General features: G+C 35.3%; 10 protein-coding genes. 2 read left to right on the top strand and 8 right to left on the bottom strand.

The annotated features are described in order from the left end of the window. Positions 1-123 precede the first annotated feature (123 nt). Both AAFN75_RS11300 and AAFN75_RS11295 read left to right on the top strand, forming a co-directional pair. On the top strand, positions 124-3,483 hold the full coding sequence (locus AAFN75_RS11300) for a carbohydrate-binding protein (protein ID WP_411806412.1): 3,360 nt from the start codon (positions 124-126) through the stop codon (positions 3,481-3,483). An 85-nt stretch (positions 3,484-3,568) separates the two neighbouring features. Further along, positions 3,569-5,524: a carbohydrate-binding protein gene (locus AAFN75_RS11295; RefSeq protein WP_411806411.1), complete on the top strand. Its 1,956-nt coding sequence runs from the start codon at positions 3,569-3,571 to the stop codon at positions 5,522-5,524. A gap of 102 nt (positions 5,525-5,626) precedes the next feature. On the opposite strand, the gene AAFN75_RS11290 is transcribed toward AAFN75_RS11295, so the two are convergent. The 8 genes from AAFN75_RS11290 to AAFN75_RS11255 form a co-directional block, all read right to left on the bottom strand. Beyond that, positions 5,627-7,240 carry an alpha-L-fucosidase gene (locus AAFN75_RS11290; RefSeq protein ID WP_411806410.1) on the bottom strand — a complete coding sequence of 538 codons (1,614 nt, stop codon included), beginning with the start codon at positions 7,238-7,240 and terminating at the stop codon, positions 5,627-5,629. A gap of 21 nt (positions 7,241-7,261) precedes the next feature. Then, positions 7,262-10,105, bottom strand: coding sequence for a discoidin domain-containing protein (locus AAFN75_RS11285; protein ID WP_411806409.1), 2,844 nt, complete (start codon positions 10,103-10,105; stop codon positions 7,262-7,264). Between the two features lie 24 nt (positions 10,106-10,129). Next, on the bottom strand, positions 10,130-12,481 hold the full coding sequence (locus AAFN75_RS11280; RefSeq protein ID WP_411806408.1) for a glycosyl hydrolase family 95 catalytic domain-containing protein: 2,352 nt from the start codon (positions 12,479-12,481) through the stop codon (positions 10,130-10,132). Between the two features lie 21 nt (positions 12,482-12,502). Continuing rightward, positions 12,503-15,046: a glycosyl hydrolase family 95 catalytic domain-containing protein gene (locus AAFN75_RS11275; RefSeq protein WP_411806407.1), complete on the bottom strand. Its 2,544-nt coding sequence runs from the start codon at positions 15,044-15,046 to the stop codon at positions 12,503-12,505. A 155-nt stretch (positions 15,047-15,201) separates the two neighbouring features. Further along, entirely contained in the window at positions 15,202-17,025 is a 1,824-nt protein-coding gene (locus tag AAFN75_RS11270; protein ID WP_411806406.1) for a sulfatase-like hydrolase/transferase, read from the bottom strand. A 4-nt stretch (positions 17,026-17,029) separates the two neighbouring features. Continuing rightward, positions 17,030-17,992 carry a prolyl oligopeptidase family serine peptidase gene (locus AAFN75_RS11265; protein WP_411806405.1) on the bottom strand — a complete coding sequence of 321 codons (963 nt, stop codon included), beginning with the start codon at positions 17,990-17,992 and terminating at the stop codon, positions 17,030-17,032. Positions 17,993-18,008: 16 nt separating this feature from the next. Beyond that, positions 18,009-19,655, bottom strand: a complete 1,647-nt coding sequence (locus tag AAFN75_RS11260; protein ID WP_411806404.1) for a glycoside hydrolase family 172 protein — start codon at positions 19,653-19,655, stop codon at positions 18,009-18,011. 56 nt (positions 19,656-19,711) lie between these two features. Then, the gene (locus tag AAFN75_RS11255) at positions 19,712-20,725 is read right to left on the bottom strand and encodes a Kelch repeat-containing protein (protein WP_411806403.1); all 1,014 of its coding nucleotides are present in this window, start codon (positions 20,723-20,725) and stop codon (positions 19,712-19,714) included. Positions 20,726-20,727: the final 2 nt, after the last annotated feature.

The following is a 20,727-nucleotide window of genomic DNA, read 5'->3' as shown; positions in this document are numbered from 1 at the left end:
TTTTAATACAAATTCTATACATATAGTAAAAAATGGGTAATAGGTTAAACAGTATGACTCATAAATCACAAATTCACACCTTTTTTATAACTTATTTTGAAGAACAACTAAACTATATTAAAAATGAAAAGAAAACTACTATTTGCACTACTTCCAATCATGTTCTTTTTAATGGGAAATCTACAAGCACAAACCATAATTAATTCGTTGGCCGAATTAAAAGCCGAATTAGATACGGATGGAGGTAACTTTAAAATGACTCCAGGAACCTATTATTTTAATACCGACAATTGTGGTCCTGGTAATTTATTTGATGATGCCAGATTATTATTATTTACAGGAAACGACTGTACATTTGATTTTACAGGTGTAAAGTTTGAAATTGATACTGAAATTTTCACATTATATGGAAACATTGATGTTCTTGAGTTTTGGCCAGTAGGAATGCGTAACACATACAAAAATTTAACTTTGGAAGATATTGGGAATACCATCCCTACAAAAGGAGCTACTACGCTCCATCTAGATGGTGCCGATAACTTAGTAGAAGGTTTTAAAACAACCACTAGAGGCTCGTTTCCTTACGGATATGGGGATACTTTTGGTAAAGGTGGAGGCTCTGTAATATCTCATAATAAACATGCAGGTATGTTGGTTAGAGGTGATAGAAACCACTTAAAAAATTGCACCATTTTAATGCGGGCTTATGGCCATGGTATTTTTGTACAAGGTTCTCATAATGCCATAATTGAAGGCTGTTATGTAGAAGGCGAACTAAGAACCGTTGGAGAAATGCTGCAAGAAGAGGGCACTGATTCTCCTGCAGATATTGTTGACTACCTAACGGTTTGGGGTTTTGATTTACGAGACCATACAAGTGATTATACGTTTAGTTTACAAGAAGCCGGAATTAGAGCATACTCAGGAGGTGGAGTATTTGATTCTGAAGGTAATCATACTGGTGAAGAAAGACAAACTTTAAACACCACTGTTATAGATTGCACCATTGTAAAAATGCGTGTAGGTGTAAACACAGGCGCCGAAGGTGGTGACAATAAAAGAATTGAAAATTGTACTGCACTAGCCTGCGAAGGTGGCTTTTGGCTAGGTAATGATGGTGATGTAATAAATTGTTTTGCAGATGCATCCGTTGGTCCTATTTTATCTGAAGATATTTCTAGATCTAACGCTACTTACGAGGTTACTATTTTAGATAATTATATTCCTAAAATTGGAAACACCCCTTATTTTTTTGCTGGAGGAAACAGCCATAACATAACAATACATGATGGCACAACGTACTATAACCCTGATATTAAAATTGTTTTAGGTGGTACAAGACCTGCAAACAGGTTTTTAGACCCAGCCGATTATACTGGTCTTCCAGAAAACGAATATGCACAAGTTCCTACTAGAAATGCTAGTAATATAACATTAACAAATAATACACCATATCCGCTTTTTTTAGAAAGTGCTTCAAATTGCGAAATTTATTCTTGTGGTCAAGTTACAGACAATGGCACAAGTAATACTGTAACTCAATTAACAGATTGTCCTACCATAGAAACATGCAATAATATCGCTAAAAACCTTCAAGCAGAATGTTATGATAATATGTCTGGAATAGCAACACGAGAAATAAATGGTGATCCGAATGAGAACGAAATATATGGAATACGTGCCGGAGACTGGATAAGTTTTGATGCTATTGATTTAACAAATATGACTTCGATTAAAGCAACTGTAAATAGCGAATATAATGATGTATTTATAGAAGTTAGAGACGGCAGTAATACGGGAAATTTGTTGGCATCCATTCCTATTACGAGCACCTCAACTCATCAAGAGTTTTCTGCTAACTTAAATGAAACTATCAACGGTATAACTAACATATATTTTGTATTCAACACAAGTGGAAGCGAAACAGGTTGGTTATTTAGTTTAGATAAACTATCGTTTAATCAAGACAACTGTTCTACCGCAACCTATAACCCTGTCCTTCCTATAAGTGCAGAAAAATTTTGTGAATCATCAGGAATAACAGTTAATGATTTATCTATTTTTAATCAATCAATAGGTGATATTGATGATGGCGATTATATAAGATTTAATAATGTAAATTTTATGTATGACGATGTTTACAACGAAATTGAAATATTAGCATCTTCAACAAGTGGTGGAACTATTGAGGTTAGAAGTGGTGCCATAGATGGTACGCTATTAACAACGGTAGTTATCGAAAATACGGGTAGCGATGATAACTATGAAGTTTTCTCTAGTTACACCGCTAACGATATTACAGGAACACATGACATTTACTTTGTATTTAAAGGCACAGGCACTTCCTTTTTAAATATGGATAATTTCTTTTTTAATAATGATGAATGTAACGGCGTTACTTACAATGCCTATTCTCAAATAGATGCATTAGAATACTGTGATATGTTTGGAGTGGTACCTATAAACAATGAATATCTTGGTGGTATTAACGACAACGAATGGATTCGATATGGCAGTATGGATTTCACTTCTGTAACCCCAACACAAATCACTTTTAATGTAGCAGGGTATCCTACCGATGAAACTGAAGAAAACGGTTTTATAAATGTTATGCTCGATCATCCTATAGAAGGTACCATGATTGCTAGAACAATTGTTCCTAAAACAGGTGGATGGGAAGTTTGGAAGCAAGTAACAGAAAATTTACTTCAAGATGTTACTGGTACCCACGAAGTTTACTTATATTTTGGGAATGGCGCATTCAATTTAGATTGGTTTGAGTTTCATTTAGAAAAACCAGATTTAATTAACCTAGCCTTAGCTTCAAACGGCGGTGTGGCTTCGCAGTCTACAACAGCTTACGAAGGTGCTGCTGGCAGAGCAAATGATGGTAATACCAATGGTAATTTTGGTTCTGGTTCAGTATCTCATACGGAGCACGGAACGGATGGCTCTCTTAAATGGTGGCAAGTTGATTTAGGCGCAGACAAAACTATCTGGGAAATTGTAATTTACAACAGAACAGGTGGCAGTTATACTGCAAATTTAAATAATTTTACTGTAGAGGTAACCAATGCTAATGGAGATGTTACCTTCACCCAAACTTATGTAGACTATCCAAACCCTTCATTAACTATAGATGTAGGTACCATTGTTGGAAAGGTTGTTAAAATATCAAAAACTTCTGAACGAGGCATACAACTTGCCGAAGTTGAAGTGTATGGAACAAACACCTTGAGTGTTGATAATTTTTCATTAGGACATATAAAGTTTTATCCAAACCCGGCAACAAACCAAATTACAATTTCTAACGGTTATAACTTAGGACTAGAAATATATAACATAAACGGAGTATTAGAGTCAAAACTAATTATTTCAGAAAACGAAAAAGTTATTTCACTTGAAAACCTTAGTTCTGGAATCCACTTCCTAAAATTCACAAGCAACCAAGGTACTATTGTGAAAAAGCTAATTAAGTTATAAACACAAAATGCAGGTGTTTTTTAGATACTTAAACATCTATTATACCACCTGCTTATGTTTTTCAAATTAATAGAACTAAAATATTATGAAAACTAAAAATATAGTTGGAGCTGTAATGCTTCCCATCTTCTTTTTTATATTGGGACCTATACAAGCACAAACTGTGGTAAATACTCTAGCCGAACTACGTGCCGCTGTACAAAACAGCAATCAAAACATTACAATGACGGCAGGAAACTATAATATTGAAGTTCTTACAGCAAGTGAAAGAGATATTCGATGCTCTGGATCAAACAACACCATTGATTTAACAGGAGTATATATCGATTTTCCAGTAGGATCTTCTGAATTAGCACACTTTTTAATTGAAGGTGATAACGTTACTTTAACAGGAGGTACTTTTGAAAACACATATTACAACGATATGACGGAAGTAACCGATTTTGAGGCTTACAATAATGATAGAACTAACTTGGCGTACGGAGCAGACCCTCATATTAAAATAACAGGAGATGCCGATGGCACAACTATAATTGGAACAAAAATGACAGTTCGCGGATCTTTTCCTTACGGATATGGTAGTTTGTTTGGTATTGGTGCTGGTAATACTTATGGTTTAGATAAACGTGCTGGCATACAAATTAATGGTCCAAATACGGTTATTGATGGTTGCGAAGTTCAAATGCAAGTGTTTGGTCATGGTATTTTTATTGGAGAACCTGCTGCAAATACCATTGTTAAAAACTGCCTTGTTGAAGGCGTAGTAAGACACGGAAGTGAAATACTAGCAGAAGGGCCAAATAGTTTACCAGGAAGAAATGGCTATAAAGATAACGATGGTAATGATATTAATCCTAACGATGTTATTTCTTTATGTGAAGATGGTATTAGAATGTATAATGGCGGTGGTAGTGCTACTGTAGAAAATTGCACAGTTAAAAAAATGCGAGGCGGTATAAAACTATATTTATCTTCAGAATCTAGTGTTTCAAACTCAACATCTATTGATTGTGGAGATGTTAATTTTAACATGTCGAATAATGGTGTTATCACAAATTCTTTTGGAAATTTTGCATATGAAGAATTCTGTGATTTCGCTGGAAATAAAAGTGGATACGATGCAGAATGGACTATCCTTCCTAGTCCGCATGCCGTAGGTACTCATAATATTGCCGATGTTAAAGGAAATGGACATAAACTGGTTTTTCATAGAGCTGATGGGCCTTTAGATACAGATGAAGAACGTGCCATTGTAGTAACGGGAAGTAGTTCAAGAATACTAAATGAGACTGAATACACAATTGTCCTTGAAGCCTCAGCAGAAGGAAATACAATTATAAATTGTGGAGAAGGCCAAGTTATAGATAATGGAACTAACAATATAGTTATTGAAAGCGATGAATGCGAATTTCCCGCATGCCAAAAAACGGTTGATTTAATTCAGGCCGAATGTTTCGATTCTATGTCTGGAATAGAGAATGAAGGTGAAAATATTGGCTTTATAAATAATGATGACTGGGTGGCTTATACGGATATCGATTTAACAAACATGAATTTAGTGGAAGCTCGAGCTTCTAGTAAAGGTTCTGGTGGAGATATAGAGGTAAGACTTGGTAGTACTACGGGCACACTAATTGGAACCATTCCTATTGCTATTACTGGAAATTGGAATAATTATCAAACAACACAAGCAGCAATTACAAGCACAGCAGGAGTTCACGATTTATATCTTGTTTTTACAGGAAGTAGCGGTTATCTTTTTAATCTTGATTGGGTAGCTTTTGATAACACCTTAAGTGTTGCCGATTTTTCGTTTAACCAAATAAACCTATTCCCAAACCCCGCAACAAATAGCGTAAATATTACTAACGCCCGTAACACCTCATTAAAGGTTTATAATATTCAAGGAGTTTTAGAACTAAAAACCAATATTGTAAATAACTTAAAGGAATTAAATATAGAACAGCTAAGTTCGGGCGTCCATTTCCTTAAATTCCAAAATGAACAAGGTACCGTGGTAAAAAAGCTAATTAAGAACTAGGCATATTTTTAAACACAAAACAAAAACAGCATCAAATTAATTTGATGCTGTTTTTGTTATTTTTAACCCTGAAATTTGAAATTAGCTCTACAAATTTATTACTTATAATACGCCTTTTACTTTAAAAACTGCAGCGTATTTATTTGGTCTTTCTAAAGGAACATGCAATATAAAACTATCTTCACTTTGCGTGTATTCAATGGCATTATGACTTCCAATCAATTCGACAGCTTTAATCTGTTTAGGATTATACTTTGAATTTAATCCAAGAGATGGTATTTTAATTTCACCTTCTACAGGGTTTAAGACAAACATATATAAAACATCTTCTTTTGTTGAAAATCGAACCTCATTTTGTCCATAAGGTGGACTACCTTTTGTTCTGTTATTAAATTGCTTGCTCTTCTTTTTATTAATAGCAACTTGATCAGTGTTCGCTAAATTCGAATTTTCTGCATTATCAATCAAACTACTTGAGTACAAATTATCGCCGTGTATTTTCCATGGCGAAGTTGCATAAATGGCTTCACCATTGAGTTTTAGCCAACTTCCAAACTCATCTAAAATAATTTTATGTTCTTGCGGAATTGCCCCATCGGGAAGCAGCTCTACATTAAGTACAAAATTTCCATTTTTACTCACAACATCAATCAATAATTCAATGGTGCTTCTGGCATCATGCCTAGATGGATCATCTTTTTTATAAAACCAATGGGTAAACGAACAGATACTTTGCCAAGGCACAGGTGAAATGGTAGATTCCACCCCTTGTTCAATATCATGAAGAATCCCTGGATCTCGTCCTGGTATTTTCCCTGCTATTACAGCATTTATTTTACCGTTCTTTTTTAGATTATGGTTGTAAAACGTACGAAAGGCTTCTTTGCCATATTCTCCATAAGGAAAACCACGACCATCAAACCACATATAATCTATATCATATTTTGTTAACAAATCTTGCATTCGCAGCAACCAATTTTGTTTCCAAGCTTCTTCCCATTCTGTCGTTCTTTTTTCAGATGGTAAGCCATAAAGTTTTTCTGGATCTAAACCTTCCCACCATTTGGCTTTGCCATCTCTTTTTGTTAAATATCCATCATAAGGCACACCTTTGTAAACTCCAGATGTATCGGCTCCAAACACAGGTTGCATCCAATCAAAAAATCGTTCATTATGCGTGGTTACACCAAAAGGTACACCATATTTTTTAGCAGACGCACTAAACTCACCAATAACATCGCGCTTTGGCCCCACATTTACAGAATTCCATTCATGAAAAGTTGAATTCCAATTATCAAAATTATCATGATGATGTGCCAAGGCCATAAAGTATTTGGCTCCTAAATCTTCAGTAAAATATTTAAGTAATTTATCTGTATCTAGATTTTCAGCTTTCCATTTATGGATAACATCTTTATAACCAACTTTAGATGGATGACCAAAAGTTTTAAGATGATAAGGATAAGCATTTTTACCAAAAGTCTCTCTACCTACATCTTGCATATACATGTGTCTGGCATACCAACCTCCACCATATTCTGGGACAGTTTGCGCACCCCAATGTACCCAAACCCCAAACCTAGCATCGGTATACCATTCAGGCACTTCATATTGCTCACTTAATGCCTCCCATGACAGGTCTTTTTCTTGAGCATAGGAAAACAAGTTTATAAAAATGACAATACACAGAAACAGGTAGTAATTATAAATACGCATTTTTTAGACACTTTAGTGTTATTATTTATCAATCACACAGGTTCCATAAAAAGAAACCTCACCTATTGAAGCTGCATTACGCGTGTAGCCAGACAATCCTTCAAGCTTAAAATACCGCGCCTTTACTTTATTAATTTCAAAACTCTGAACATCTTCTGAATCTTTAAATGTTCCTTTTAATAAGGCCTTACCCCAATTTTTTCCATCGATGGAAATAAATAACTGATAATCTTTAATTCTTGGATGCGACGAACCTTGACGTGGTACAAATTCAAATGAATGTAAAACCTGTTCTTGGCTCATATCAACTACTATTTCATGCGGAAAAGCAGGTTCTGTTGGTTCAAATTGTGTATGCCAAAAGGTTTGAGTATTATTATCGAATGCCATTTTAGCCGAATAATCTGGTGCTGCCTCACTGTCTGTAGATACTAATTTCCATTTCTTTTTATTAATCAACATAGGAACATTACAATCTGCAGGGTCTGGTAAATCCAAAACAAGCATTTTCTGAAAGCGCCATACGTTAATTGTTTTATATATTTTATCACTGGCCATACGAGTCATAAAATCTTCGATATTCGTAATATCCTCATTGTCCATTTTTAAAACCACATCATCATCTTGCAGTTTTAATACAGAAAAGACACCTTTAGTAAGTTCTTTTACAATTTTGGCGCCTTTATAATCTGGTAAACCTGCAGCTGATTTTTCTCCATCATTTACAATATTTTTTATAACACCACCCATATATTCTACTCCTGGGATTTCCTCATCGGGAGAAAGTTCAATTTCTGGAATTTCAGGTGTTTTTGCAATCGCTTTTAAAGCTGGTTTTTGTACCCCAAACTCATCCATTGGGAAATTTTTCCAACCTATTTTTTCTGCTAATATTGTATTGGTAACTGTAAAATCGCCATTTTTAGCATCTGCAAACATAGGATCACCAAAAACACTATTAAAATCAGTTTTATATGAGGTTTGCGCTTTATTTAATGACGCTTTTTGAAAGAATAAATTAGAATCAATTAACGACCCCCAATTTCGCATACCTATTGGAATATACCCATGTGTTGTTATATTGTTTCGAATGGTATCGCCGCTATTTTTAAGCCATACGTGTAAATTCATTGAGTTATTTATTGTCACATTATTATAGACTGTTCTCAACATGCCATCACGCAATTTAATGCCACCACTTAAACATACATTATTGTAAACTTCGTACCATGCAGAACCATCGTCCAAATCGATATCCCAACCATGATCACATCTAAAACGGTTGTTTCTAATAATATTTTTAGCAATCATATCGAGTTTTACTAAATCATACCCGTGCTTAGCAACTCTATCCCCGGCAGCACCACGATTTTTAGTATAATAACGATCTCGTCCCCAGCTATTAAATGCGCCGTGGTCGTGCGTTTCTTGCACGGTTAAAAACACATCGTTATTTTCTAGAATATGGCCACCCCATTTACCTTCACTAATATTAATCCCAGATCTTGGAACATCGTAAATACTATTTCTACTTACTGTAATATAAGCTGCTAAACTCATATGCACGCCAGCGGTTTGTTTTTCAACAGTACCTATATTATGAATTAAGTTATTATCTACTTGACAATTTTGAGGATAATTATTGGTTTTAGGCCCTCTAGTAAAATCAAGTTCACTAAGTTCTGGAGCATTTCCAATATTGTAGTTTTCATGCCATACCGTATTTATATCTCCAACAAAACAAACACCACTTGCTCCTACGTTATAAATATGACACCCTTCTACTAAGCTATTTTTGTTATAATGATTAAAGAAAACAGCGTTACCTCCTAAATCGGTAAGCTCGCTATCTTTAATATTACAGTTTTCGGTACCTTCAAAATGCACTACACCGCCTCTATAAATGGTCCAATCGCTTCTTAACAAACGATCTGCTGTTTTCATAAAAGTTCGAATCGTCCGTTTTAAGGTAAGACCTTCCAATGAAATATATTTCACAGGGTTGTCCATAGTGCCTTTAAAAACAAACAATTGCTCTAAGGCCGCTACTTCAACTTCAGCTTTATTCAAATTCGTGCCTTTTTCCGGATAGAAAAACAGTTCAGAAGTTTTACGATTTAAGTACCATTCATTAACAGTATCAAGTTCTTCGAAGATATTTTCTACAAAACGATACTCGGCATGTTTACTACTTCCTCTATTATTTTGAGTACCTCCTTCTAGAATTACTTCGCTTTTATTCTTTTTTCCAGTAATTTGATAATGAACACCTCCCCAAAGCGCTTTATGCATGGCATGAAAATAGCCGTAAGTAGGATCTTCCCAAGTTGCCACTCTTTCTTTTGACAAGCAATCTGAAGCAATACCGTTAAATGCAGGAGCGTCTTCAGTATAATTTGGATATCGCGCTAACGTTTGCTGACTTCCATTAACATATAAGGTTTCAAAAACCATATCTTTTGGCACCTTGGTTTTATAGATGTTGTTATCGTATTTCTTCCAATCTAAAGCATTTAACTTTACACCTCCTAAAACTTCAGGCTTTTCATTTTTATAAGCTTTATAAGTAATTGGCGCTTTTTCTGAACCGCTATCTTCCGGCAGAAAAACAATTGGAGTTGATAAATAATATTTACCACCTCTAAGATAAATAGTTACTTCTTCTAATGGATATTGTTTTTTAAACTCTCTTACCTTAATTTGAGCATACGCAATGGTTGCAAAGGGTTTTTTTAAGGTTCCTTTTGCCTTATCGCTTCCAGAAGGAGAAACATAAAAATCTTTAGCGTTACCAGACAAACTAATAAATAAAACTAAAAACAGAATTGAGACACCTTTTTTTAGCATTTTACCTTTATAATTCATTTTATAATTGGGTTAATTAATTATTTAATTAATACGTTTTGACACGCCTTGCTTCAATGACACTTTACCTCTAGAATCCCCTTTTACAGCAAGATTAAATGTTCCTTTTTGAGATGCATAAATTGTAGCTTCAACAAGTTCTCCATTTTTCCATACTATATCAACTTCAAAACCACCACGAGCGCGCAATCCTTTAACAGAACCATTTGCCCATGCATCCGGAAGTGCTGGAAGTATGTGTATTTCGCCATTATGACTTTGCAAGAGCATTTCTGCAATACCTGCCGTAGCACCAAAATTGGCATCAATTTGAAAAACTCTTCCGTTATTAAGTAAACTTTCAGATAAACCAGGTATCACGTATTTATTTAGTGATTTATAGGCGTTATTCCCATCGCCTACTCTAGCCCATAAATTTATTCGCCATGCACCAGGCCAGCCATCATCAAAACCACGTTGTGTTAAAGAGGTTTTAGCGGCATCAAATAATTTAGGTGTATCATATTTGTTAATTTGACTACTTGGATATAAGCCGTATAAATGTGAAACATGACTGTGCGGATCATCTGGATTATCCCAATCTTCCTGCCATTCTTGAAGTTGCCCAAACTTACCAACTTTCATTGGAGCTAACCGCGCTTTGGTTGCTACAGTTTTTAATCTAAAATCTTTATCAATACCTAATAACTCTGAAGCTTGAATACAATTAGAAAACAAATCATTTAAAATTTGTAAATCCATTGTAGGGCCATCAACAAGCGACGTTCCATCTCTACCCACACTAAGACCATCTTTTGTTGTACCACCGTGACTATGCTCCGGCGAAATAGAAGGCGAGGTAATTAATTTACCATCTTTATTTTCAATTAAGGCATCAAAAAAGAACGTTGCAGCCCCCTTCATAATTGGATATGCTTTTTTAAGAAATTCTTTATCGCCTGTATATAAATAGTGCTCCCATAAATGCTGACATAACCATGCGCCTCCTGTTGGCCACATGCCCCATTGTGCGCCATCAACTGGTGCCGTACCACGCCACAAATCTGTGTTATGGTGCGTTACCCAACCATTAGCTTTATAATGCGTTTTGGCAGTATTTTTTCCAGGTGCCTGGAGTTCATCTACCATACGTAAAAATGGCTCATGAAATTCACTTAGGTTACAAACTTCTGCCACCCAATAATTCATTTGAATATTGATATTAATAGTATATTTACTACACCAAGGCGGATTTACAGTACCATTCCAAATACCTTGTAAATTTAAAGGTTGCGTTCCTGGTCTAGATCCTGCAATCATTAAATAGCGTCCGTATTGAAAAATTTGTTCTTCCAATAATTGATCTGAACCACCTTCTGAAACGTTTTTAAGCCTTAAGTTGGTTGGTAAATTAGTTGAATCATTTCCACCTCCTAAATCAATGGCTACGCGATTAAAAATTGAGTTATAATCTTCGTAATGACGTTGATATAACTCTTCAAAAGATTTCCCATCAACAGCATCCATATATGCATTCACTTTGTTTATAGGGTTACCAGTAACATCATTATAATACTCAAAACTTGTAGCTGCTACATAAACTAAAGTTACAGAGTTAGCATCTTTAACCGAAATTTTATCTTGATGATAAACAACCTCTCCTCCTTCAGCTTGCACTTTTACTTTTGCTACAAATTTGGTGCCTTCACCATCCCAAGCACCAATTAAGCCACGTTCTTTCCGAGTCCCTAATTGTCCCGTTAGTAATAATTGCTTATCCTCACTTACTTGGGTTATAGAATTATGCGGACTAGTTAATAAAAGATCGAAACTCACCCTGTTTTTAGCACTGCTTTCAACTTTCATTACAATAGATTGATCTGGGTGCGAAGCAAAAACTTGACGTTTATATTTTGTTGAACCAATATTATAAGTAACCGTACTTACCGCTGTTTCAAGATCTAATTCGTGGCGGTAATTTTGTGTTTTTTCACCTTGCGGAAATAATAAAAACAAATCGCCTAAAGGTTGATAAGCCATTTGCTTAACAGGTATACCCATCATTTTCTGAGCTTCTGTTTCGGCTTTAATGTATTCGCCTTCTTCTAATAAGCTTCTAACCTCAGCAAGATGACCATAAGCATTTGGGTTATCGTAATTATGCGGGCCACCAGTCCATAAAGTTTCTTCATTTAACTGAAGATGCTCCATTTGTACACCACCATAAACCATGGCGCCTAACCTACCATTTCCTATAGGTAAAGCTTTAGTCCATTCGGTTGCGGGTTGCTCGTACCAAAGCGCTAATTTTTTATCATTTTGCGCAAAAGTAGCCGTTTGTAAAATAAGTATTAAGATGAAAAACATTACACTTCTTGTTGTCCAATAATTTTTCATCTTAATATGTATTTATCTGTTTTATTTTTGAATTAATGTAATCTCATCTCCTGCCTTAGTTTCTATATCATATAAAGACGTAGCTTTTAAAGACAATTCTTTTGGTGTTGCTGAAGCCGAAACTAAAGGTTGTTTAATTTCAGGTACCTGATAGAATGTATTTGTATTTTCTCCTGATGCTGCTTTTAGTTCATCTCCTGACTGAAGCTTCAATTCGTTATATGAACGCACACGAAGATTTCCACCAAGTTTAGATTTTATAACTGCTTTAACAACATTACCATTTTTCCATACTAAAGACACAATTTCAAAACCACCTCTTGCTCTTAATCCTTTTGTGTTACCATCTTTCCAAACATCTGGCAAAGCAGGTATTAAATGGATGGCTCCGTCATGACTTTGCACCAACATTTCTGTTAACCCAGAAGTGAATCCAAAATTTCCATCAATTTGAAATGGTGGATGCGCATCTAACATATTAGCATAGGTTCCTCCTCCTCTTGGAGAATCTGGTCGCCCAACTAATTTAATTTGTTCGCCCATAAGTTTATAAGCATGATTTCCATCTAACAAGCGTGCCCATAAATTAATTTTCCAGTTCATAGACCATCCTGTTGATGGATCTCCTCTTTGAATTAAAGTATTTTCAGCACCTTGAAATAATTCCGGGTTTCTGTATGGTGAAATTAAATTAGAAGGATACAAGCCGTATAAATGTGATACATGGCGGTGTTTATCATCTGGGTCGTCTAAATCTTGCATCCATTCTTGAAGTTGATTGTGCTGTCCCACTTTCATTGGCGGTAATTTTGAAATTGCCGCTTCCATATCTTTAACTAAATCAGTATCTACATTTAACAATTTGGCTGCTGCAATAGTTTTGGTTAACATATCGAAAACCAATTGATTATCCATAGTTGTACCCGCTGCAATATTCACACTTTTAGAACGTCCTTTAGGACCATGTTCCGGTGAAATAGTTGGAGAAATTATTAACCATCCGTTTTCTGGTTCTTCAATTAAAAAACTTAAACAAAATTCTGATGCTCCTTTCATAGCAGGATAAACAGATTTTAAATACTCTAAATCGCCATTAAACATAAATTTATCCCATAAATGCTGACTTAACCATGTCCCACCAGTTGGCCACATACCCCAAGTTGCACCATCCACTGGTCCTGCAATACGCCATAAATCGGTATTATGATGTGTTACCCAACCATTGGCTCCATACATATCCTTGGCTGTTTCTTGCCCTGTAACAGATAAATCTTTAACTAACTGAATTAACGGATCATGCATTTCGGAAAGATTAGTAACCTCGGCCGGCCAATAATTCATTTGTGTGTTTATATTAACAGTATAAGCACTTTTCCAAGGTGGTGTTAAATCTTTATTCCAAATACCTTGTAAATTAGCTGCTTGACCTCCTGGTTGCGATGAAGAAATTAATAAATACCTACCAAATTGAAAATATAATGCCGCTAACGAAGGATCAAAACTTGAACTAAATTCTTTAATTCTAACATCTGTTGGTTTTTTAGAAGCTTCAGATTCTCCTAAATCTAAAGACACCCTATTAAAGTAGTTTTGATAAAATGCAGAATGATCGCTTACTAACTGATTATAACTTTTCTTCTCAGCCTCAGCAATATAATTGGCAGATTTTTTATGTGGGTCTGCACTAATATCATGATAGTTTATAAAGTTTGTTGCAATTGAAATGTAAAGGGTTACACTATTGGCATTCGAAACTTCTAATTGATTATCTGATGAAGTTACTTTTCCGCCATCAGGTACAATTTTAATTCTAGAATCAAATTCCACTTGGCCTTTAATAGCAGGAGAACTCTTAGGCAAACGTTTATTTTTATTGTCGCTACCATAGCCCGTCATCACTAAAACATTATTGCCTTCGGTAAACTCTGAAACTTTAGCTGGTTTTGGACGATCCATTGAAGCCGAAAAGCTTATCTTCCCATTTTCGCTGGATGTTAATTTCATTACGATAACTTGATCGGTAAAAGAAGTAAAAATTTCTCGTTTATACTCAACACCATCAACAGCATACGACATGGTATTAATAGCATTTTCAATATCCAACGCTCTTTTATAATTCGTGAAGTTTTTATGTCCTGAAAAATTTAACCGTAAATTACCTACGGTTTCATAAGGCATTCCTGCCGAGGTTTCAGAAATAAATTTATTGTTTGCTAGTTTATGAGCTTCATCATACTTACCTGCAAATAGAAGAGCTCTAATTTCAGATAACGCCCCTTTTGCATTGGGGTTATCGTTTCTATGGGGCCCACCTGCCCAAAGTGTACTTTCGTTTAATTGGATGTTTTCATTTTCTGGATTACCATAAACCATGGCGCCTAATCTTCCATTTCCCAAAGGAAGGGCTTCATTCCAATTAGCTGCCGGAGCATCGTACCAAAGCACTAAGTCGGCATTTTTGGTTTCCGTTTCTTGAACTCCTGTTTTACAACTTACTAAAAGAGCTAAAACACATATTCCTATTACATATTTTAACGATTTCTTCTTTCCTAATTTACAACCCATGAATGTTATCTATTTTCAAAAATTTAATTATTGAAACAAAAATAAAACATAGGTTAATTTAAGATATAAATTATAGTTCATTCCATATAAACTATGATTTTTTATATAGGTTTGAATAGCTTATTTTATTTAAACTTGATTATTTTAAACTTAGCTTATTTATTTAGACTTACATAATTGTAATAAACAGCGCCTTCCAATTCGCCTTGAGTATTATAAAACCAAGTTTGAATAAATGCAGGTCCCTTAGGTAAATCTGTTATTTTAAAACTAACACCATCTTTATTAGGGTTAGCTTCTTTTTTTTCATCTACATAAACGTTATCACCATACCATATTTTTATTCTAGCACTTGCTATTGAAAGTGCCTTAGGACTACTTTTACTACCAAAAACACCATCAGATGGAGCTGTAGTTAAGGTGGTAATCTCCTCAATTTCTTTTGGCCAGCGACGTAAATCAAAATTATAAGTACCTGCTTTATCAAACTCTACCGCTATAAAATCGCTCCCTTTATCACCTTTTGCAACATTACCTTGATTCCAAATCATCGTATTATGAAAATCGTGAGCATTTAGTCGCGTTTCTGGCTCAGCAGGGTTTCCAATAATTATTCTTGTGTATTCGTCAGAGCGTTCTTTAACCAATTGCCACCAGTCTTCATAGGCTTCTTTTAATTCGATAATAATTGAAGTATATTTAGGACTATCAATAAGGTTATTTTCTTGTTTTTCGTCAATCAACACATCATATAATTCCCAATCAGAATCTTTATTCTCTCTTACAATTCGCCATTTATGGGTGATTTTGTCACCTTCCCAAATATCTTTTTTAACCGCTAAAGCTTTATATTTTTCAACATTTTCGGTACGCATATTAGCAATCGTAATAGCTCTGTTTTTATAAGTCTCTGGATCGTTTTTTACATTATTATCCAACAAGGGTTTAAAACTTTGTCCATGCATTTTTAGCTTTTCTGGCCTATTATCTACATCGTCAAAATTTAAAATATCCATAAAAGTTGGTAACCAGTCAATATGCGCAGTAAGTGGTGTAAAATCTCTTCCATTGCCTGTACCTCCAAGATTTCCGTTTTTCCACCTTACAAAACAAGGCACTCTTGTTCCCCCATCATAATAAGAGCCTTTTTTACCGCGTAAATACGTGTTTGATCCATTATCAGTAGTAAAAACAAGTATCGTATTGTCTGCAATACCTTTATCATCTAGATATTTCATTAATCGACCCATATTTTTATCTATATTTTCAACCGTACCAGTAAACGCTCTAATACCTTCGCGAGCATCTGGTGGTGAAAAATGCGGTCCATGAGCTGTTGCTGTTGGTATATAAGCGAAAAACGGTTTCTTTTTTTCAATATTTTCATCCATAAACTCCATGGCTCTATTAAAAAAGAAGTTTGTTGTATATGCACCTTCAATATCATCGTCTTCATCCTCCATTTTCACCAAAACATCATTTACCCACATACTAGCGCTATTATTAGTGTTTCCCCAATAATCTGGCTGCTGCCCTGTACCTCCGCCTTTTGTCCAAGCGACATAATCAAAACCTCTATCTTTTGGTCGAAACGGGTAATTATCTCCAAGGTGCCATTTAAAAAACAAACCCGTTGCATATCCATTTGCTTTAAACACATCTGCCATGGTAATTTCATCTTTACGCAGCTGATTTCGACCAAAAATAGTATGCCAAACTCCAGTTACATCATTATAACGCCCCGTCATTAAAGCGGCCCTGGTTGGTGCACAAGTTGGCGATACATGAAAATCTGTAAAACGAACACTTTCACCTGCTAGTTTATCGATGTTTGGCGTTTGTGGACCATCTTTCTTATAATAAGAAAATGCATAATGACTGATATCGTCGGGGATTACAAAAATAACATTGGGTCTGTCTTGAGCATAAACGGATACACCAAGTAAAAAAACGGAAAGAATTGTGATAACTATTTTCATAACTTTATTTTAAATGTGATAATATAAACTTGGTAGCATAGTTATTTAACTCTTCCATAGAAGGTGAAATGTTTTTTCCGCTAAAACTATGTCCTGCATTTTTTATAGTTAATAATTCTATATCGGCATTTTTTTCTTTGGCCACCTCGATCATATAAGTTGAGTTAATGATGGGAAGAACGGTGTCTTTATCGCCATGTAAAAGTAAAATAGGTGGACTATTTTTATTTAATAGTTCCGTAGGACTAAGCAAACCAGCCAATTCTAGTTTTTTAGATAATGGTGCACCCAACAAACGCTCAAAAAGTTTTCCATCTTCAAAAATAGAATCCGGTCTTAAATCTGGATTTAAGCACGATGTGAATGGAAAATAAGCTGCCACGCACTTGAATTTTGGTGAATAATCCAATAATTCAGTTTCGCCTTTAAAATCGGAATCGTCTCCTAAAGCCGTAACCAAACTTAAATGTCCTCCGGCAGAACCACCCCAAATACCATAATTTTGGACATCTAACTTATAGGTTTTAGCATTTTTTAACAGGAATTTTGCAGCATCTTTAGAATCAACTACAGCATCATAAGCGGTGTTGTTTCCCCGAGCTTTTCGATATTCGATAGTCGCACATACAACGCCATTTTCAAGAAGTGAATTTAAAGTTCCTAAAAACGCTTTTCTAAGGACTTTATATTTACTTCCTCCTGCCCAACCTCCACCGTGCACATGCAACATCCACGGATTTCTTGCTTTAATTTTATCAGCATTAGGATAGAAAATAATCATATCCAATTCTGTTCCATCAACCGTTTTATAGCTTACAGTTTCACGATTAGCGAATGTTTTTAAAGTTTCTTTTTCTCCAGAGGTTTGCGCATACACAAAACATGTACTACTCATTAAAAACAAAAGTAGAATACTTGTTAATAGTAAAGTTCTGTTATTTCTGTTTTCGGTTTTTATATCACACATAATCAATCAACTAAAATTATTTTTTCTCAATATTAGGAAATCCCTCCGGTAAAGGCGGTATTTCAAGTACACCTTTAGGATCTGGTTTTCTATTTGATGTGGTATTAGCATCACCATACCAATACACACCTACACCATAACCCATATCGCAATCGGTACCACTCCATACTTCCATATCAAGCTGTAAGGAACTTTCAAAAGGCATACCATCTAAGGCTCGGGTTCGAGTTTCTGTACTGTAGCCTGAGGTATTTTTTTCGTTGGTTGTCTTAGGGTTTAGTTTATTATAAACATATGAACGCGGTTGTGCATGAAAAGGGTGCTCATAAAACTCAGTACTTCTTCCACCCCATGAATAAGCGTAATAATCTTCAGTTCCGGTTCCGAATAAAGATGGAAAATCTTCACCATCAACCCATATTTTTTCATCGCCTTCGCCCCACCATCTTTTAACGGGGTTCATAATGGTTAAAGCATCGCCCACATAAACACCACGACCTTTTAATGTTATATAATTCCAATCTGAAAACGGACGTGTTGGCACAGGGTATTGTCCTCGCCATGCCGCATTGAAATACATGCTTTCATTATCCCAAGTCCAATCACCTATAGTTGCATCTAACTGAACATCGACAGGTTTATGGCCTAAGTTTAAAACGGTAATTTTACCAGACTTTTGATAGGGCATTACCCAACGGCAAGACATGGTTCCATCATCTTCAACCGTTTGATACCAGCCTTTAACCGGATTTAAACCAATACCTGTCCCGAAGAAATCACCAATAGGCGTCCAAACCGTTTGTTGTCCATCAAACTCCATTTTTAAAACTACAGAACGCATAATTGCCGGATCTTTGTAATCGCCTAATTTAAGAACTAAGGATCGTACCGCAGCTGTTCCTTTTGGTAAGTTAACAAAGGCTTCTTTATTCGACCTCAACTTCTTTTTTATTGAAGCTAGCTGTCCCTCTTTAGTGTTTTGTGGGTTTGAAAGTTCATTTCCTATTTTTTCTATAAGCGGCTTAGCCTTGTTAAAATCTTCCATAGTGAAGGTTTTAACTGGAGTCCCTTCGTTATATTCCCTGAAAGTATATTGAAAAAAGAACGGCTGTTTTAAAGATGTAATTTTACAACCTTTTGCATAAGGTATTGGGAAAAAAGAAACTCCAGAACGTAATGATGGATGAGCAAATGGATAAGGAAAAATACCTGTACCATCAAAAAGACTAATCATATTGCCTTCAAAAACGGGTTTTGGGTTTCCATCTAAATAAACACGAATATCTATATCACTACCTGGTTCCAATTGTTTAAGCCATGGTGTCCAAACTCGTACAATAGCGCCTGCTCCAACATGATCCATGAGCACCCATTCTTTTTCACCATTGGTTTCTTCTGTTCTAATAAAATTATGATCATTCTCAGCTTTATTATAGTCGTGATTTGTAAACCAACCCAACGAATCTTCTGGTTTAACAGAAGCTCTATTATAGCTACTTGCTTGTTTTAATCTAAAATTATTTTCAGGATAACGCGCTATAGCATCTCTATCAACCATTTCATTTAATAAAGATTCTATGGTAACCTTTTCTTGTGCTGAGATTTGATTAACAAAGCATAGTATTGAAAAGAGCAGTAATAATCTTGATAACCTTTTATTCATTTTTATTTATATTTAATTTCTTCTTATGTGATCTCTTAATTTATATTATTTAATATTTACTTACTAAATTTTTCAATGGTCGCCAACTCCGGTTTCCCTCCTTTTTGTCCACAACCCGAAGCAATATATAATTGTTTTTTATTCCAAATAAGTTGCGTGCCGTGTCTACCCGTAATTAAAGAAGGTAAAGCACTCCAAGTTCCAGTTTTGGTATCCAAACATTCTACCTGATTGTGTGCCTTTTTTTGGTTAATACTCTCACCACCTGTAAACAAAATTTTATCTCCAATACAAATGGAAGTACAACCAGCACGTTGGGTTGGCACCGGTTGATCCATGGTGCTCCATGTACCTGTTTTAAAATCGTAAACATCGACTTCTGGCACCGTTAATTCAAAGACTTTTTTAATTTTCCCCGAAGAAACCCGACCTCCTAAGAGATATAATTTATCGTTACAAATTACCGACGTTGCGTGATCTCTAACACGAGGGGCATCTGGTAATTTTGCCCATTTACCGGTTTTAAAATCGTACACATCAAACCATTTTACGTGTCCATCCCAATGCCCATCAATAATTCCGCAAGCTATATAAAGTTTGTCTTTATAAATATTGGCGGTAGTTGAAGCCCTCGCTCTACCTTCCGGCATGTTAAAACCTTCTGACCAACTGTCTTTTTTAGGGTTATAAACATAAGCTTGCTTTAAAGGCGTTTCATGCGGATATTTTCCAGTATGTGCCCCAATAGCATAAATATTTCCTTTATAGGCAACCCCTTGAAAATGGTGAATTTCTATAGGCGGTTTTGCGCCAGTAGTCCATATATTTGTTTTTGGGTTAAATATGGAAACGTCCTGAATGCGCCTTCCTCCCATTAAATAAAACTTGTTATCCACTTCAATAAAAGCAGCTTCATGGCGTGCTACGGGCTCGCCTTTTGTTTCAAGCGTTTCCCAACTATAGTCTTCTAAAGATTGTGCCGCGACTGTTTGAAAACTTGAAAAAACTAGAAAAACACTTATTAACCCTAAGTATTTTATAACACTCATATTTGTTCTTTCTATTTTCATAC

The organism is Algibacter sp. AS12 (assembly GCF_046736315.1).
In the GTDB taxonomy this organism is placed as follows: domain Bacteria; phylum Bacteroidota; class Bacteroidia; order Flavobacteriales; family Flavobacteriaceae; genus Algibacter_B; species Algibacter_B amylolyticus.
This window is presented reverse-complemented; position numbering and strand designations above follow the sequence as displayed.